The 13353-nt window shown below is 61.5% G+C and carries 13 protein-coding genes; 6 read left to right on the forward strand and 7 right to left on the reverse strand.

What is annotated here, in order from left to right; translation table 11 throughout:
* Positions 1-255 precede the first annotated feature (255 nt).
* The 5 genes from E8K79_RS07635 to E8K79_RS07655 all read left to right on the forward strand — a co-directional run bounded on the left by E8K79_RS07635 (position 256) and on the right by E8K79_RS07655 (position 4649).
* Positions 256-594 (forward strand): P-II family nitrogen regulator, encoded by a 339-nt coding sequence (locus tag E8K79_RS07635; protein WP_129127667.1) that lies wholly within the window; start codon positions 256-258, stop codon positions 592-594.
* 50 nt (positions 595-644) lie between these two features.
* A complete protein-coding gene (locus tag E8K79_RS07640) occupies positions 645-2180 on the forward strand; it encodes an ammonium transporter (protein ID WP_136514224.1) in 1536 nt (511 codons plus the stop codon).
* Positions 2181-2780: 600 nt separating this feature from the next.
* Positions 2781-3230 (forward strand): ferritin family protein, encoded by a 450-nt coding sequence (locus E8K79_RS07645; protein WP_136514225.1) that lies wholly within the window; start codon positions 2781-2783, stop codon positions 3228-3230.
* Complete coding sequence (locus E8K79_RS07650) at positions 3220-4029, forward strand: inositol monophosphatase family protein (RefSeq protein WP_198419793.1); 810 nt, start codon at positions 3220-3222, stop codon at positions 4027-4029. Before E8K79_RS07645 ends, E8K79_RS07650 begins: the two co-directional genes overlap by 11 nt.
* 164 nt (positions 4030-4193) lie before the next feature.
* Positions 4194-4649: a universal stress protein gene (locus tag E8K79_RS07655; protein WP_135871933.1), complete on the forward strand. Its 456-nt coding sequence runs from the start codon at positions 4194-4196 to the stop codon at positions 4647-4649.
* Here E8K79_RS07655 and E8K79_RS07660 read toward each other — a convergent pair.
* The 7 genes from E8K79_RS07660 to E8K79_RS07690 all read right to left on the reverse strand — a co-directional run bounded on the left by E8K79_RS07660 (position 4639) and on the right by E8K79_RS07690 (position 12513).
* Entirely contained in the window at positions 4639-5433 is a 795-nt protein-coding gene (locus E8K79_RS07660; protein ID WP_136514227.1) for a sugar phosphate isomerase/epimerase family protein, read from the reverse strand. The two genes, E8K79_RS07655 and E8K79_RS07660, sit on opposite strands and share 11 nt — an antisense overlap.
* 8 nt (positions 5434-5441) lie before the next feature.
* On the reverse strand, positions 5442-6707 hold the full coding sequence (locus tag E8K79_RS07665) for a putative nucleotidyltransferase substrate binding domain-containing protein (protein WP_136514228.1): 1266 nt from the start codon (positions 6705-6707) through the stop codon (positions 5442-5444).
* A gap of 157 nt (positions 6708-6864) precedes the next feature.
* Positions 6865-8385: a VC_2705 family sodium/solute symporter gene (locus E8K79_RS07670; protein WP_136514229.1), complete on the reverse strand. Its 1521-nt coding sequence runs from the start codon at positions 8383-8385 to the stop codon at positions 6865-6867.
* Entirely contained in the window at positions 8378-8701 is a 324-nt protein-coding gene (locus E8K79_RS07675; protein WP_136514230.1) for a DUF4212 domain-containing protein, read from the reverse strand. The genes E8K79_RS07670 and E8K79_RS07675 overlap by 8 nt, the downstream gene beginning before the upstream one ends.
* 65 nt (positions 8702-8766) lie before the next feature.
* Positions 8767-9984 carry a DUF294 nucleotidyltransferase-like domain-containing protein gene (locus E8K79_RS07680; protein ID WP_136514231.1) on the reverse strand — a complete coding sequence of 406 codons (1218 nt, stop codon included), beginning with the start codon at positions 9982-9984 and terminating at the stop codon, positions 8767-8769.
* Positions 9985-10190: 206 nt separating this feature from the next.
* Complete coding sequence (locus E8K79_RS07685) at positions 10191-12185, reverse strand: solute symporter family protein (protein WP_198419794.1); 1995 nt, start codon at positions 12183-12185, stop codon at positions 10191-10193.
* Positions 12186-12201: 16 nt separating this feature from the next.
* Entirely contained in the window at positions 12202-12513 is a 312-nt protein-coding gene (locus E8K79_RS07690) for a DUF485 domain-containing protein (RefSeq protein WP_129127677.1), read from the reverse strand.
* 265 nt (positions 12514-12778) lie between these two features.
* Here E8K79_RS07690 and E8K79_RS07695 point away from each other — a divergent pair, with 265 nt between their 5' ends.
* A complete protein-coding gene (locus tag E8K79_RS07695) occupies positions 12779-13186 on the forward strand; it encodes a hypothetical protein (RefSeq protein ID WP_162604623.1) in 408 nt (135 codons plus the stop codon).
* Positions 13187-13353 lie beyond the last annotated feature (167 nt).

Here is a 13353-nt window from a genome sequence, read left to right on the forward strand (position 1 = left end):
TCGTGGTGGAGGGCATCATTATTGGGAAAGGGGGACTGTTTTCAAGGCTGGACCAGAAGCTGTTTATTCGACGTTGAACAAAGGCAAGGGCATCGAAGCCTTCACGGGCCTGAAAAGAGGGTGAAACCCGTTTAACCCGATTGATGCTATGTCTGCAAGCCGGCGAGCCGGCCTGCCGAATGTTCTGCAAGCATGAGTACACGCTGTGTACTGACGACGAAATCCACCGCCATCACAAAGAAGAGGAGGCACGCGATGAAGCTGATCGAAGCAATCATCAAGCCGTTCAAGCTGGACGAGGTGAAGGACGCCCTCAACGAGATCGGGATCGAGGGGATCACCGTGAGCGAGGTAAAAGGGTACGGCCGCCAGAAGGGGCATACCGAACTGTACCGCGGCGCCGAGTACGTCGTGGACTTCATCCCCAAGGTGAAGATCGAGATCGCCGTGGCCGACGAGCTCGTGGCCAAGGCCGTTGCCACCATCGAGGAAACCGCCAAGACCGGCAGGATCGGGGACGGCAAGATCTTCATACTCCCGCTGGAAGACGCGGTCCGCATCAGGACCGGAGAGAAGGGCGACGAGGCCGTCTAGGCCCTAGCTGACAAGACCAATCCATAACAAAACGATCAATGGAGAGTGTTATGATACGTGACATTAAAAAGGTTAAGGACGCAGCTACCCCCGCTTCCAACTGCCTCGCCATGAAACTCGGCAAACTGGCCCTTCTGGGCAGCCTCATGCTTGTGCCGGTCCTCGCGATCGCCGAGGAGAAGGCTGCCGATTCCGCCTCGGCCCCGGCCGCGGCAAGCGCCGTTGCCGCCCCGGCCACGGCACCCGCAGCACCCGCCGCAACACCGGCCGCTCCCGCTGCCGCAGCCCCCGCAGCCGCTGCCGCACCGAAAAACGTCGACCCGGTCCTCAATACCGGCGACACCGCCTGGATGCTGGTCTCCGCCGCCATGGTCCTCTTCATGACCCCTGGCCTCGCGCTTTTCTACGGCGGCATGGTGCGCCAGAAAAACGTCCTCTCCACCATGATGCACTCGCTGGTGGCCATGGGGATCGTGGGGGTGCAGTGGGCCATCATAGGTTACTCGCTCGCCTTCGGACCGGACATGGGGCACGGCCTTGTCGGTAACTTCAGCAAGGCGCTGCTTGACGGTCTGATCACCTTCAAGGACGGCAACGCGGTTTACACGCTGTTCCAGAACGTCCCGACCGAGCCGGGCGCGATTCCCGAATACGTCTTCGCCATGTACCAAGCGATGTTCGCCATCATCACCGTGGCCCTCATCTCCGGCGCCCTCGCAGAAAGGATCAAGTTCTCCGCCTACTGCCTCTTCGTCCTCCTCTGGACCACCCTGGTCTACGATCCGCTGGCGCACTGGGTCTGGATGTCTGACGGCTGGCTCTTCAAGATGGGCGCTCTCGACTTCGCCGGCGGTACCGTCGTTCACCTCTCCTCCGGTATCTCCGCCCTGGTGGTACTCGCCTTCCTCGGCAAACGCCACGGCTTCCCGACCGAGCGCATGGCTCCGCACAGCCTGCCGCTTACCCTGCTGGGCGTAGGCATCCTCTGGTTCGGCTGGTTCGGCTTCAACGCGGGTTCCGCCATCGTCGGCGCCGGCTGCTCCGACGCGGCGGGCGGTCTCGCTGGCCTCGCCTTCATGACCACCACCATCGCCCCGGCCGCCGCAGGCCTCACCTGGATGATCGCCGAGTGGATTCACGCCGGCAGGCCGTCGGCACTGGGCTTTGGCTCTGGCGTCGTAGCGGGCCTGGTCGTGATCACCCCCGCAGCCGGTTTCGTTCAGCCGGGTGCCGCCATTCTCATGGGCATCGCAGGCGGCCTGGTCTGCTACGGCGGCGTGATGCTGAAGGCGAAACTGAAGTACGACGACTCCCTGGACGCCTTCGGCGTACACGGCGTGGGCGGCACCACCGGCGCCATCCTGACCGGCGTCTTCGCTACGGTAGGCGCAACCGGCCTCACCTCCGGAAACATGAAGCAGTTCGTCACCCAGCTGATTGCGGTCGGTGCGGCTGCAGCATACGCGGTGGTGGTGACCTTCGTGATCGCCCTCATCCTTGATAAGACCATCGGCCTGCGCGTCGAGAAGGAAGACGAGATCATGGGCCTCGACCAGACCCAGCACTCCGAGACCGCTTACAACTAGTTCTCGCAGCAAGACGTATTTTCAGCAGCAAAGATGGAGGGGGGGCGCAAGCCCCCCTTTTTTCGTTCCAAGAAGGATTCTTGAGAATGAGTCGATCCATGACGACTCGCGCCGCACGAAGCTGTGAGCTGGCCATGGGGTCCCCCCTTTGCGAAGGGGGGGCAGGGGGGATTTGCCTTGGTCGGACCATACAAGCTCCTCCTGACACTTCGACCGCGCGCGCTGCAGAAGATGGTGTGAGATACCGAGCAACTGTAGCTGTTTTGTCTAGGCGGAAAGTAATCCTCGATCAAGTTCGACTGGCGGAAACCAAGGAGCAAAAAGCAAATCCCCCCCGTCCCCCCTTCGCAAAGGGGGGAGCGCCCGGGCTCATGCGACGCTTCGTTGGGTACTCCTCGGGGGGCGTCCCACAGAGTTTAAACGCCGTTCCCGACGCCGCAGGGGGAGAGATGGGGAGGGGGACTCGCGGCGGGATGGGCATGAAACTCTGCAGCTCTTTGGCAGCGTCGCACCGCCAAAAAAATGATCTAGCGTTTTGAAATACCGAGATTTCCTGTTACTGTTTTCCAGCCGTAACAGAACGATCTCGGGAGGACGATTATGGATTCGAGGGACATGGTGCTCCGCAAGGAAGGAGACGGCAGTGGGTACTACGAGCGCTGCAGCGCCGAGGCGGGGATCGCTGGGCTTTCCTCCATCTTCAGGATGTTCAGCGAGGACGAACTGCGTCATGCGGGAGCCCTGCGCGCCCTGAGAGACGGCGGCCGGGTCGATCTGCGCCAATCGGCGACGCTTGAGGGGGCGAGAAGCATCCTGCGCCGCCTGTCGGCGGAGGAGCTCGGGCGCTACCGTGGCGACCTCGGGCTTTACCTGAACGCCATGCAGTTCGAGGCCGTTTCCGCCCGCGCCTGCGCCGATCTCGCGCGTGAGGCGCTGCACCCCTGGGAGCGCGAGCTGTTCCAGACCATGGCCGAGGAGGACGAGATGCACTTCACCCTTCTCGAGGAGATGCGCGAACTTTTGAAGGACGGGAGGGATGATGTCTACTGAGGGGCTGCAAGCGATGCTAGACACCGCGGTCACCGCGGCGCGCCAGGCCGGCAGGCTGCAGAAGGAACGGCTTTGGGGCGAGTTCACCTTCGACTTCAAGGGTGAGGTGGACATCGTGACCGAGGTGGACCGCGCCTGCGAGGAACTTATCGTGAGCCGGATCGCTGCCGCCTTCCCCGGTCACAGCTTCCTCGCCGAGGAGAACCTCTACGCCGACGGCGACCCCGCCTGGCGCTGGGTCATCGACCCCCTGGACGGCACCACCAACTACGCGCACGGCTTCCCCTGGTTCTGCGTCTCCATCGCCCTCGAGCACGAAGGAGAGCTGACGCTTGGGGTCATCTACCACTGCATGATGGACGAGCTCTTCACCGCGGTACGCGGCGGCGGCGCCTTCCTAAACGGCAGGCCGATCCGCGTCTCTTCGCGCAAACCCCTGCGCCACTCCCTGATCGCGACCGGCTTTCCCTATGACGTAGCGCGAGGCAACGAGAACAACTTCAGAAACTTCTTCGAGCTGCAACTGGCCGCGCGCGGTGTGCGCCGCGCCGGGGCCGCCGCCCTCGATCTCGCCTACGTGGCCGCCGGGAGGCTCGAAGGTTACTGGGAGTGCAAGCTAAAGCCGTGGGACGTGGCGGCGGGGTCGCTTTTGGTCAGGGAGGCGGGGGGGATGGTAACGAACCACAAAGGGGAGCCGCACCGGATCGGCGACCACCGCATCCTCGCCAGCAACGGGCTCATCCACGAGGAGATCGAAGCGCTCCTGGAGCGGGCCGAAAAGTCGGCGCCGCTTCTTTGAGCGGCAGTTGGATTTGGGAAAGGGCGCTCTTAGGAGCGCCTTTTTTTTGCTTTAACGCAAAGGAGTGTCGGCGCCGGTCGCTTCTTAAAATCCTGTAGGAAAAAACGTGGCGATGTTATATAGTTGTGCAGCTTTTCGCCCACCCTGACAGCCGGAGGATCCTGATGCTTAACCTGCGCAAGAAAATCCTGGTGGCCATAGACGGTTCGCCGCTCTCGGACAAGGCCGCCGAGGAGGCGGTGCGTTTCGCATCGGGGATCCCTAGCCAGTTCAAGAGCAAGGTGTACGGGCTCCTGGTGCTCCCCAACGCGCCGCGCAACACCTTCACCGACTTCGTCCCGGCCCGCCCCATAACGGAGCAGGAGAAGTGGGGCGAGTTGAAGGAGCGCATCTTCTACGTCGTGGAGAAGATCGCGGCGGAACTCGACGTGCCGCTCGAGACGGCCGTCGTCTACGGAGACCCGGCCGAGGAGCTGATCCGCTTCGCGCAGAAGGAGGAGATCGATGTGATCGTGATCGGGAGTACCGGCAAGGGGTTTTTGAAGCGAAAGCTGCTGGGGAGCGTCTCCCACAAGGTGGTGCGGGACGCGAAATGCTCGGTCTACGTGGTCAGAGGGTAGCCTTGTCGGTCTCCTGCCTTAGATAGGCGAGGATCTCCTGCAGGCTTTGGATGATGATCTGCTCCCCCTTGGGAAACTCGTGGGGTGAGAGCTCCAGGGTCAGGATGTCGTTGTACTCGGTGTTGCGCAGGTGGTTCAAAAAGCGGGTGAGCGGCAGGATGCCGTGTCCCGGCAACAGGTGCTGCCTGCCGTGGCCGTAGTCCGAGAAGTGGATGTTGCGGATCCGTCCGCTGTTGTAGCAGAGGTAGAAGTCGTTGATGAAGTTGGCCCGCCCGCTCCCCATGTGGGTGCAGTCGAAGGTGAGAAAGAGGTTCCTCTCGTGCAGGAACTCGATCAGCTTCTGGGTCTCCGAAAGGATGTAACCGTTGATCCGGTACTTTCCGGTCCACGGCATGTTCTCCAGGGTGAGCGTCACCTGGTCCCCCCCCACCTCCTGCTGAAAGTCCTGCATGCGGTAAAGCCAGCGCCAGTAGGCGAACTCGCACCCCATCCATGACGGCGGGTGGAAATTCACCAGCCCTATGCCGCATTCCGCGGCGATCTCCACGCAACGTTTCAATGAGTCGACCGGACTTCCCCAGCCATCCAGCTGCAGGAAAGGGGCATGGATGGAGAAGATCGGCATGATCTCCGCGAGTTCCTTCACCAGGCGGCGCGAGTTCACCTTCTGGAACTCCTGGTTGATCACCAGTTCCACGCCGTCGAACCCGGCCTCCCTCGCCATGGCGAACGCCTTGGGAAGCGGGAAGATGAAGAGCGTTCCTGCGGAGATGGAAATCCTCATGCCTGGTCCTATACCTGTCCCACCATGTTCTGGTAGGCGATCTTCTGTAGGTTGAGCACTGCCTCCAGCGCTTCCCTGAGCCGTGCGTCCTGTTCGAGGTCGAAAACCTCGGGGTTCGCATATCCGCCGGGCCCCTCGCTGCGGATCTCGCTTTCGATACGCAGCGCGAGCAGGCACTGCAGCGCCTTCAAGAGCCTCTCGGCGAGGTCTACGTCCATGGCGCCCCGGTACAAGAGCGCACGGATACGCTGCAACGTTCCCCCCTCATGCACTTGGGCCTTCAGCGACAGGATGCGCACGAGCTGCACCAAGGGCGACAGGGCGAGCCTTTCGATGTCGATCTCACCCTGGTGCTCGCCTCGCTCGAGGCGCCAGCGCCCGAAACGGCCGAGAGCAAGCGGCAGGCTGATCACGCGCCGCGCGAGCTGGAAGAAGGGATCGCGCCCGAGTTCTTCTCTTAGCGCGAGGGTCGCCGCGCCGACCGCCTGGTCCGCGAGCGGCTCGAACCCGGTGACGTAGGCGAGGTCGGCCATGGATTCAAGGCGCCAGCGCCACTCGGGTAGCGGGGTTGCGCGCTGGCGCTCTGCCGCGGCGAAGGGGGGAAGTGGGGCCGGGGAGACGGGGGGCGTTTCACCTTTGTCGTTGCCGTTTTTCAGAAGCGACCGCCATTCGGAGAGGGAGCCGTGCCACGGGGTCTCCTGCTCGCCCAGAAGCCCCGATTGCTGTAGCGCCAGGGTGAACTGCCGGCTGAACAGGTAGAATCGCTCGGAGTCGAGCTGGTGCAGCAAGAGGTAGCGGTTCCTGCTGTAGAGGGTCTGTTCGCCGCGTGCCCTGTCGCCGGAAACGAGGAGGGCGTAGACCGGCGCCGTTCCCTGTCCCAGCTCGCGCATGCGCTCTTCGGCGAGCTCAGCCGCCTTTTTCAGCACGAGGTCGTGCAGGCGGCTGCAGGCGCCGCAAAGGGCGAGGGGAGAGCCGCGGCGTCGGAAGTGGGCCGCCGCGAGCTCGCGGTAGCGCTGTTGAGGCGCCACGAGTGCCGAGGCCGTTTCCGCGCGGGCGATCTCCTCCTCGACGACGGCAAGTTCCTGGTCTAGTTGCCCCTCGTAGTCGAGCTCCGCGCGCAGCGTGTCCATGAGCGTCGTAAGAAAGCTCTCGGCGGCGCGGGATGAGCTGCTCTCCCACTTGCGCTCCAGGCGCGTTTTCAGATTTTCCAGCAGCACCGTGCTGGCCCGCCAGGTGAGGATGTCCTCCCCTTTGGATCCCAACAGCATGGGCATGAGTACCCCCCGAAAGACCGTTCAACGTTCAGCGTTCAACGTTTTGAACCTCTAACTGCTTCACACCAGGAAAACCTCTGCATTCCAAGTTGCTCTTGGACCTCATGGATGCCGCGCGGGAACGTTGAACGCTGAACGCGGAACGTCCGTTCGGTTTTCAGTCCATATGCCCGTGCACCTCCTGCTCGAGGAAGCTTCTCATCTCCTCGGGCGGGGGAGGGGTGGCGAGCGAAACGGCGATCATCACCAGGATCACCAGGGGCGTCCCGCAAAGGGCGGACGAGGTCACTGGGAACAAGGCGGCGACGGCGGGGAAAGTTCCGCCGAAAACGGGCTGCGCCACGGTGCAGAGCACGCCGGTCAGCATACCGGCGATGGCGCCGTAGCGGTTGGCGCGGTCCCACCAGATCCCGAGAAGAAAGAGCGGGAAAATGGTATTCCCGGCCAGGGCGAAGGCGACTGCGGTGATCTCGGCGATGAGCCCGGGTGGGTCGAGCGCTATGATGAGGACCAGCGCCGCAAGCACCAGAGTCCCCCCCTTGGCCACCTGCATGCGCGCCCGCTCGCTCGCGCGCGGGTTCAGGAAACTGTAATAGATGTCGTGCGAGATCGACGCCGCCCCGGTCATGAGAAGCCCCGCGACGGTGAAGAAGGCGGCGGATAGGGCCCCGGCGGCAAGGACGCCGACGAGCCATCCCGGAAGTCCCGCGGCGACTGCGGTGTTGAGCGTCACGACATCGGCCGCGGCACGTGCCGCCTCAGGGGAGGGAATCATGCCGCGGCGCGCCTCGATGAGCCTGCCGAAGACGGCGAAGGCGGGGGCGGACCAGTAGACGAGGGCGATGAAGAAGAGCCCCCAGACCACGCTCCAGCGTGCGTCACGCACGTTGGGGACGGTGTAGAAACGGGAGAGGACGTGGGGCAGCCCTCCCGTGCCGACCATGAGGGTGAAGCAGAGCGCACACCACTGAAAGAGAGAGTCGTCGGCGAAGGGGAGGGTGAAGTCGATGCGGAACTCGCGCCAGAGGTCGGTCAAGGCGCGTCCGTAGCCGAACTGCGGCAGCACCCAGAAGTAGCCTAGACGGCGGGCGAGCCACATGAGCGGGACGATGAAGGCGACGCAGATCACCAGGTACTGCAGCTGCTGGTTGCGCGGCACACCGAGCGCCCCGGAGATGACCAGGTAAGAGACCACGGCAAGGGCCCCGTAGGTGACCCCCTGCTCGTACCCCAAGCCGAACATGAAGGAGAAGATGAGGCCGATCCCCTTGAACTGTGCGACGCAGTAGATGACCGAGATGGCGATGGAGATCACGGCGGCGATGAGACGCGCGGGCCTGGAACCGTAGCGCTCGCCCACGAACTCGGGGGTGGTGAACTTGCCGAAGCGTCTTATCTGGCTCGCCAACAGCACGAGGAGCAGCACGTAGCCGCCGGTCCAGCCGATGACGTAGGCGAGCCCCTGATAGCCGTGCAGGTAGATGATCCCGGCAAGCCCCATGAGACTCGCCGCACTCATCCAGTTGCTGGCGATGGCGGCGCCGCCGCCGATGCGGCCGGTGAAGCGCCCGCCGAAGCCGTATTCCTGGCTCTCGCGCGCTTTCTGCCTCAGTCCCACGAGGATGAAGGAGAGGAGCACCAGGAGGACGACGAAGATGGACCAGGACGAGTCATTCATAGCTTCTGTCTCGCTTGCGGCTGTGGTACTCGGTGATCCGGTCCACGTAGACGTTGAAGATGATGCACAAGAAGATGAACCAAAGCGGCAGGAACTGCCCGGTGAACCAGAAGTGCAGCGGGAGGTTGAACAAGGTGAGGCGGGTGAGGAGGCTCCCCGCCCCGGTCCCGCGGCAGGCGTAAACCAGTAACTGGAAGCCGAAAGTGCAGACGACCCAGCCGAAGAGGATGGCGAGGATGATCAGCACCTCGTCCCGCATATGCCCCTTCTTGGGGCGGAACAGGTTTACCTTGGAGCGCTTTTCGGGACGGCTCATGTCTCCTCCCTTGACGGATGGGCGACCGCCGCGGTTGACGCCGAAAGGGCGTCGGCACGGCGGCTCTAGAGTATGGAGAAGTTCGTGTGTATCGTCTTTTGCAGGTCCTCGATCAGAAGGAGCGCCTGCCGCATCCGCTCCCGCTCGTCTGAGGGGAGCGAGTACGGGTTCAGGTAGTAGGCGTCCTTCTGGATTCCCTTGATGACCTTTATCTGGAGCAGGATGCGGTGCTTGGTGAGGATGCGGTAGGCCGCGACGAGCCCGCGCGCCATGTTGGCCGAGAAGCTGTGCTCCTGCTCCAGGAGCTCGATCCTTCTCACCGTCGAGGTGGCGGGTATCGCCTGGTTGATCGCCAGGATGCGCACGTTCATCACGAGCGGCGCCCAAGCGAGGAGCTTCAGGTTGAAGGCCCCCTTGTGCTCGCCGCTTCCCTCGGTCCAGAAACGCTTTAAAAAGCCGAGCGCGAGCTTCATCTCGGTGGCCGCCTTGGCCATCCCCCAAAGCGCCATGAAGTAGTCCTGCAAGAGGGCGCGGATCAGGGAAACCAGCCGGCCGGCAAGTTCCTCGTCACCCGCAACGAACCGGGCGTCGGAGAGGACGATCAGGTCCATGAGGTTCTTTCCGTAGTCCTCGGCCTCGTAGCGCACGATGGCGTGCAGGCGTCGCTGCCACTGCGAGATGGAGCCGCGCCAGTTGTCGTTGGAGGGCATGATCCCGCCGGTGCACTTCTTGAAGCCGATCTCGGCCAGCCTCTCGACGAGGACCCGGCTGTACTCGGCGAAGTAGCGGTCCGCCTCCTCGCCCCCTTCGTCGGCGTAGACGATGAGGTAATCCTGGTCGGTGATGAGGGTCTGCTCCTCACGACCGTCGCTTCCCATGCTGATCAGGGCGAAGGGGACGGGCGGCGGGGAAGGGAGCTCGGCCGCAACGAGCTCGAGGGCCCGCCGGGCAAGGGCGTCGCGGTACCAGGTGCAGTTTTCGTGCAGCGAGGGGACGGAGTAGAAGCTTAGGAAGCGCTCCATCTCGAGGGCGTTCAGCTCCTCATGGAGGCTCAGGAGTGCGGTGTAATCGGTCTCGGTTTTTACCCGCTCGACCAGGGTCTCTTCTCGTCCGGAGCAGATCCTGAATCTGCCGAGCTCATCGGAGGTCCGCTGCACCAGCCCGGAGAGGAGCAGTTTCATCTCCTCTCGGTCCAGAAGCGGCAGGTAGGCGCGCACCTCCCCCAGCAACTCCTCGAGGAGTGCCTCCTCGCCTGGCTCCGGTGGGTAGGTCTGATGCGGCATGTGCGGCCACCTCTTTAATGTGTTCTGTGGCGATTCTACAGAAAAAAATGGGGATGTAAAACTGTTTTGCTTAAATCGCGGTCACTTTCGAGTGCTTCCATGGTTTTCTTCTTCGGCAAAGAGCACGGAAGGATTGGAGTGCGGGTAAAAAAAATTGGGGAAGGTTTCCCTTCCCCAATTCCTTGCTGTGTTGCTGCTGCTGCTTGCTAGTGCTCGACTGCCTTGGCCATACCCAAACCGGTGTTCTGGCGGACATAAACCTCGTCGAACATGTCTTCGGAGCGCCTGCTCGGGAAGGCGAGGGCGCCCAGGATGGCGGCCATGAAGCCCAGCGGGATGGAGATGAGACCCGGGTTCTTCAGGGTGAAGAGCGGTTTCTCGAGGCCAACCATCGAGGTGCCGGTCTGCTGTGCGTCCACCTTAGCCTTGGCAAGCGCCTTCGCGTCCTTCTCGGACAGGCTCTGGCCTGCCGGAAGTGCCGCCTGTTTCTTCTCCATGGCCACGATCACCTTCTTGGCGCCTTCGGCGACCACTTTCGGGTAGGTCATGTTGGGGGATACCATCACCAGGGAGATGGAGGCGATGGTGCCGACCAGGAGGCCGGAGATGACGCCTGCGGTGTTGAACTTCCTCCAGAACAGCGAGAGAATGACGACCGGCAGGTTGCCGGAGGCGGCGACCGCGAAGGCAAGTGCCACCAGGTGGGCGACGTTCTGCTTCTCGGCGGCGAGGCCGATCATGATGCCGCAGGCGCCTACCACGAAGGAGGTGATGCGTGCCGCGAAGACCTGCTCGTGCTGGTCGGCGTGGCCGTCCTTGATCACGTTCACGTAGATGTCGTGGGCGATGGCCGCGGAGGCTGCAAGCACCAGGCCGGAGACCACGGCGAGGATGGTGGCGAAGGCGACGGCGCACAGGAAGGCGAGGAACAGGTCGCCGACTATCGGCGCGATGTCTGCACCCATCTGCTGGGCCAGCATCAGGGTTGCCATGTTGCCGCCCGGGTCAACCGAGGTGATCCCCTGCGGGGTCAGGTGGATAGCTGCACCAAAGCCGAGGAGCGTGGTCAGGATGTAGAAGCCGCCGATGATGAACATCGCGATGATGACGGATTTACGTGCGGCCTGTGCGGTCGGCACGGTGAAGAAGCGCATGAGGATGTGCGGCATGCCGGCGGTGCCGAGCACGAGTGCCATACCGAGAGAGATCTGGTCAAGCGGGTTCTTCAGGTAAAGGCCGGGCTCGAGGAAGCGCTGGCCTGCGTCCATGCCGGAGAGGATGACGCCGTCTTTGAGCACCAGCTTGGATACGTGGTCCTGGATCTCAGGGCTGCCGACGATGGTGGAGAAGAAGCCGATCGGGTTGAAGCCTGCCTTGATCATGACCAGGAAGGAGAGCAGGAAGGCGCCGGCCATGAGGAGGCCCGCCTTGATGATCTGTACCCAGGTGGTGGCGACCATGCCGCCGAAGACTACGTAACCTACCATGAGTACGCCCACGCCGATGATGGACAGCTTGTACGGGATCCCGATCAGGAGGGCCATCAGTTTCCCTGCACCGACCATCTGGGCGGTGAGGTAGAAGGTGGAGACGGCGACGGTGGAGATGGCAGCGAAGGCGCGCACCGGCTTGGGCGAGGTCCTGAAGGAGAGGATGTCGCCAAGGGTGTACTTGCCCGCGTTGCGGCAGGGCTCCGCGACGATCAGGAGCACGGTGATATAGGCTACCAGCCAGCCGACCGAGTACATGAAGCCGTCATAGCCGTACAGCGAGATGAGGCCGGAAATACCGAGGAAGGAGGCTGCCGACATGTAGTCGCCGGCGATGGCCCAGCCGTTCTGGGTTCCCGTGATGCCGCCCCCTGCTGCGTAGAAGTCTGATGCGGTCTTGGTCTGCTTGGCCGCCCAGACGACGACACCCATGGTGATGGCGATGATCACGAGGAACATCCCGATGGTGATGGTCCTGTTCGTTTTAAGTTCTTTCTTTGCCGGTGCCGGTGTGGCGGGGGCAGGTGTGGCCACTGAAGCGGCTGCGTTGGGCGCGGGTGCTGCTGCCGTCGCGGCGGGTGCTCCCTGGGCTGCGGGTGCGCTCATCGCCGGGGCTGCGCCGGCTGCCGGTGCCTTCTGCTCTTCAGCGTAGGCGGCTGCGGCTACCGAGAGGGCCAAGCTGGCTGCTATGAATATCTTCTTGATGGTCATGTCCTGTCCTCCTTTCCTAGAGATGTAATTCGTCGATCAGTTCCCTGGTCAACCGGTCAAAGTCCTTGTTGGCGACATGCGAGTAGTAGAGTGCAATCCCCCAGGAGACGAAGAACTGGGAAAGCGCGAAAATGTACCCGAAGTTTACTACGCCGATGATCTTGACCTTGAAGAGTCCCGGTGTGTACGCCGCCCCGATGGGGAGCAGGAAATAGTACACGCAGGAGAAAATCCACCATCCGAAAAGGAAGGCCGTCTTCTTGTGATGCAGTTCCACGAATTTAGGATTCTTTGCAATTGCTTTCCAGTCGTACTGTCTTTCTGCCATGGTTGTCACTCCTTTCTAGGGTAAGATGCGTTGCGCGGCGGCGTCCCGCCCCTGTTGTTCCTACTCTTCGATAAATCCCCCTTTCCATAACTGATTTCGTTTCCAAAATTCCCGATGCTGTTTTGCTAAATTTTGTTAAAGCGTTCTGTTTTGATTCAAAAAACGCCATGTTGTCGGTTTTACGTACTTTTTAAGTCGGTATCTGGTCGAGGTTTCCGTCAGCTTTCCTCGCTGCGGTTTTGCATCTGATGTATACGTGTATTTCTTGTACCACACGCATGGTAAATGTACAATAAAAATAAACAGCGTTCTAAATATTTTGATCGCTAAAAAAGTCGAAAAGTGTATATCTGGTCAAGTGCAACATTTCGATTTTGTTGCATTAAATGCCAAACTGGGTGGTAAATTATTTTTTATTATTGTTTGGTTAGTCGGCGCGCGTGCTTCGTTTGAGGCGTTTTGTGTGGCTGTTTTGCGGATCACTCAAACGCTGTCGCATTGTTGTGTCAGACATTTTGGGCGACTCAATCTCGCGGGTTTTATAGCATGGGCGGACACTATCCTGCCTCTAAATGGCAACAAATCTCTGTATCTTCGAGAGGCGATGACGGCATTTGAAGGACGTAGGCGGGTCGAGATAGGGCTGTCAGCTGCACTGTTGACTGTCTTTTGAAACTCAGATGAGATCAAAGAGCGAGCTGTGACGATGGAGTAAAAAAGCAGCACTGCACTTAAAGCAAATCAGACGTGGCGTTTAAATGGCGTGTATTGTCGCTGTGTTTTATTAAGCTTGTAGCGAAGCCGTTTTACGACAAAAAAAGAGGATGCCGATACCGGTAT

The organism is Geomonas edaphica, from assembly GCF_004917075.1.
Taxonomy (GTDB): Bacteria; Desulfobacterota; Desulfuromonadia; order Geobacterales; family Geobacteraceae; genus Geomonas; species Geomonas edaphica.

What these genes read in the sequence shown, in the direction of transcription:
- E8K79_RS07635 (WP_129127667.1), top strand. Translation starts at nt 256, where the DNA reads ATGAAGCTGATCGAAGCAATCATCAAGCCGTTCAAGCTGGACGAGGTG.
- E8K79_RS07640 (WP_136514224.1), top strand. Translation starts at nt 645, where the DNA reads ATGATACGTGACATTAAAAAGGTTAAGGACGCAGCTACCCCCGCTTCC.
- E8K79_RS07645 (WP_136514225.1), top strand. Translation starts at nt 2,781, where the DNA reads ATGGATTCGAGGGACATGGTGCTCCGCAAGGAAGGAGACGGCAGTGGG.
- E8K79_RS07650 (WP_198419793.1), top strand. Translation starts at nt 3,220, where the DNA reads ATGTCTACTGAGGGGCTGCAAGCGATGCTAGACACCGCGGTCACCGCG.
- E8K79_RS07655 (WP_135871933.1), top strand. Translation starts at nt 4,194, where the DNA reads ATGCTTAACCTGCGCAAGAAAATCCTGGTGGCCATAGACGGTTCGCCG.
- E8K79_RS07660 (WP_136514227.1), bottom strand. Translation starts at nt 5,433, where the DNA reads ATGAGGATTTCCATCTCCGCAGGAACGCTCTTCATCTTCCCGCTTCCC.
- E8K79_RS07665 (WP_136514228.1), bottom strand. Translation starts at nt 6,707, where the DNA reads ATGCCCATGCTGTTGGGATCCAAAGGGGAGGACATCCTCACCTGGCGG.
- E8K79_RS07670 (WP_136514229.1), bottom strand. Translation starts at nt 8,385, where the DNA reads ATGAATGACTCGTCCTGGTCCATCTTCGTCGTCCTCCTGGTGCTCCTC.
- E8K79_RS07675 (WP_136514230.1), bottom strand. Translation starts at nt 8,701, where the DNA reads ATGAGCCGTCCCGAAAAGCGCTCCAAGGTAAACCTGTTCCGCCCCAAG.
- E8K79_RS07680 (WP_136514231.1), bottom strand. Translation starts at nt 9,984, where the DNA reads ATGCCGCATCAGACCTACCCACCGGAGCCAGGCGAGGAGGCACTCCTC.
- E8K79_RS07685 (WP_198419794.1), bottom strand. Translation starts at nt 12,185, where the DNA reads ATGACCATCAAGAAGATATTCATAGCAGCCAGCTTGGCCCTCTCGGTA.
- E8K79_RS07690 (WP_129127677.1), bottom strand. Translation starts at nt 12,513, where the DNA reads ATGGCAGAAAGACAGTACGACTGGAAAGCAATTGCAAAGAATCCTAAA.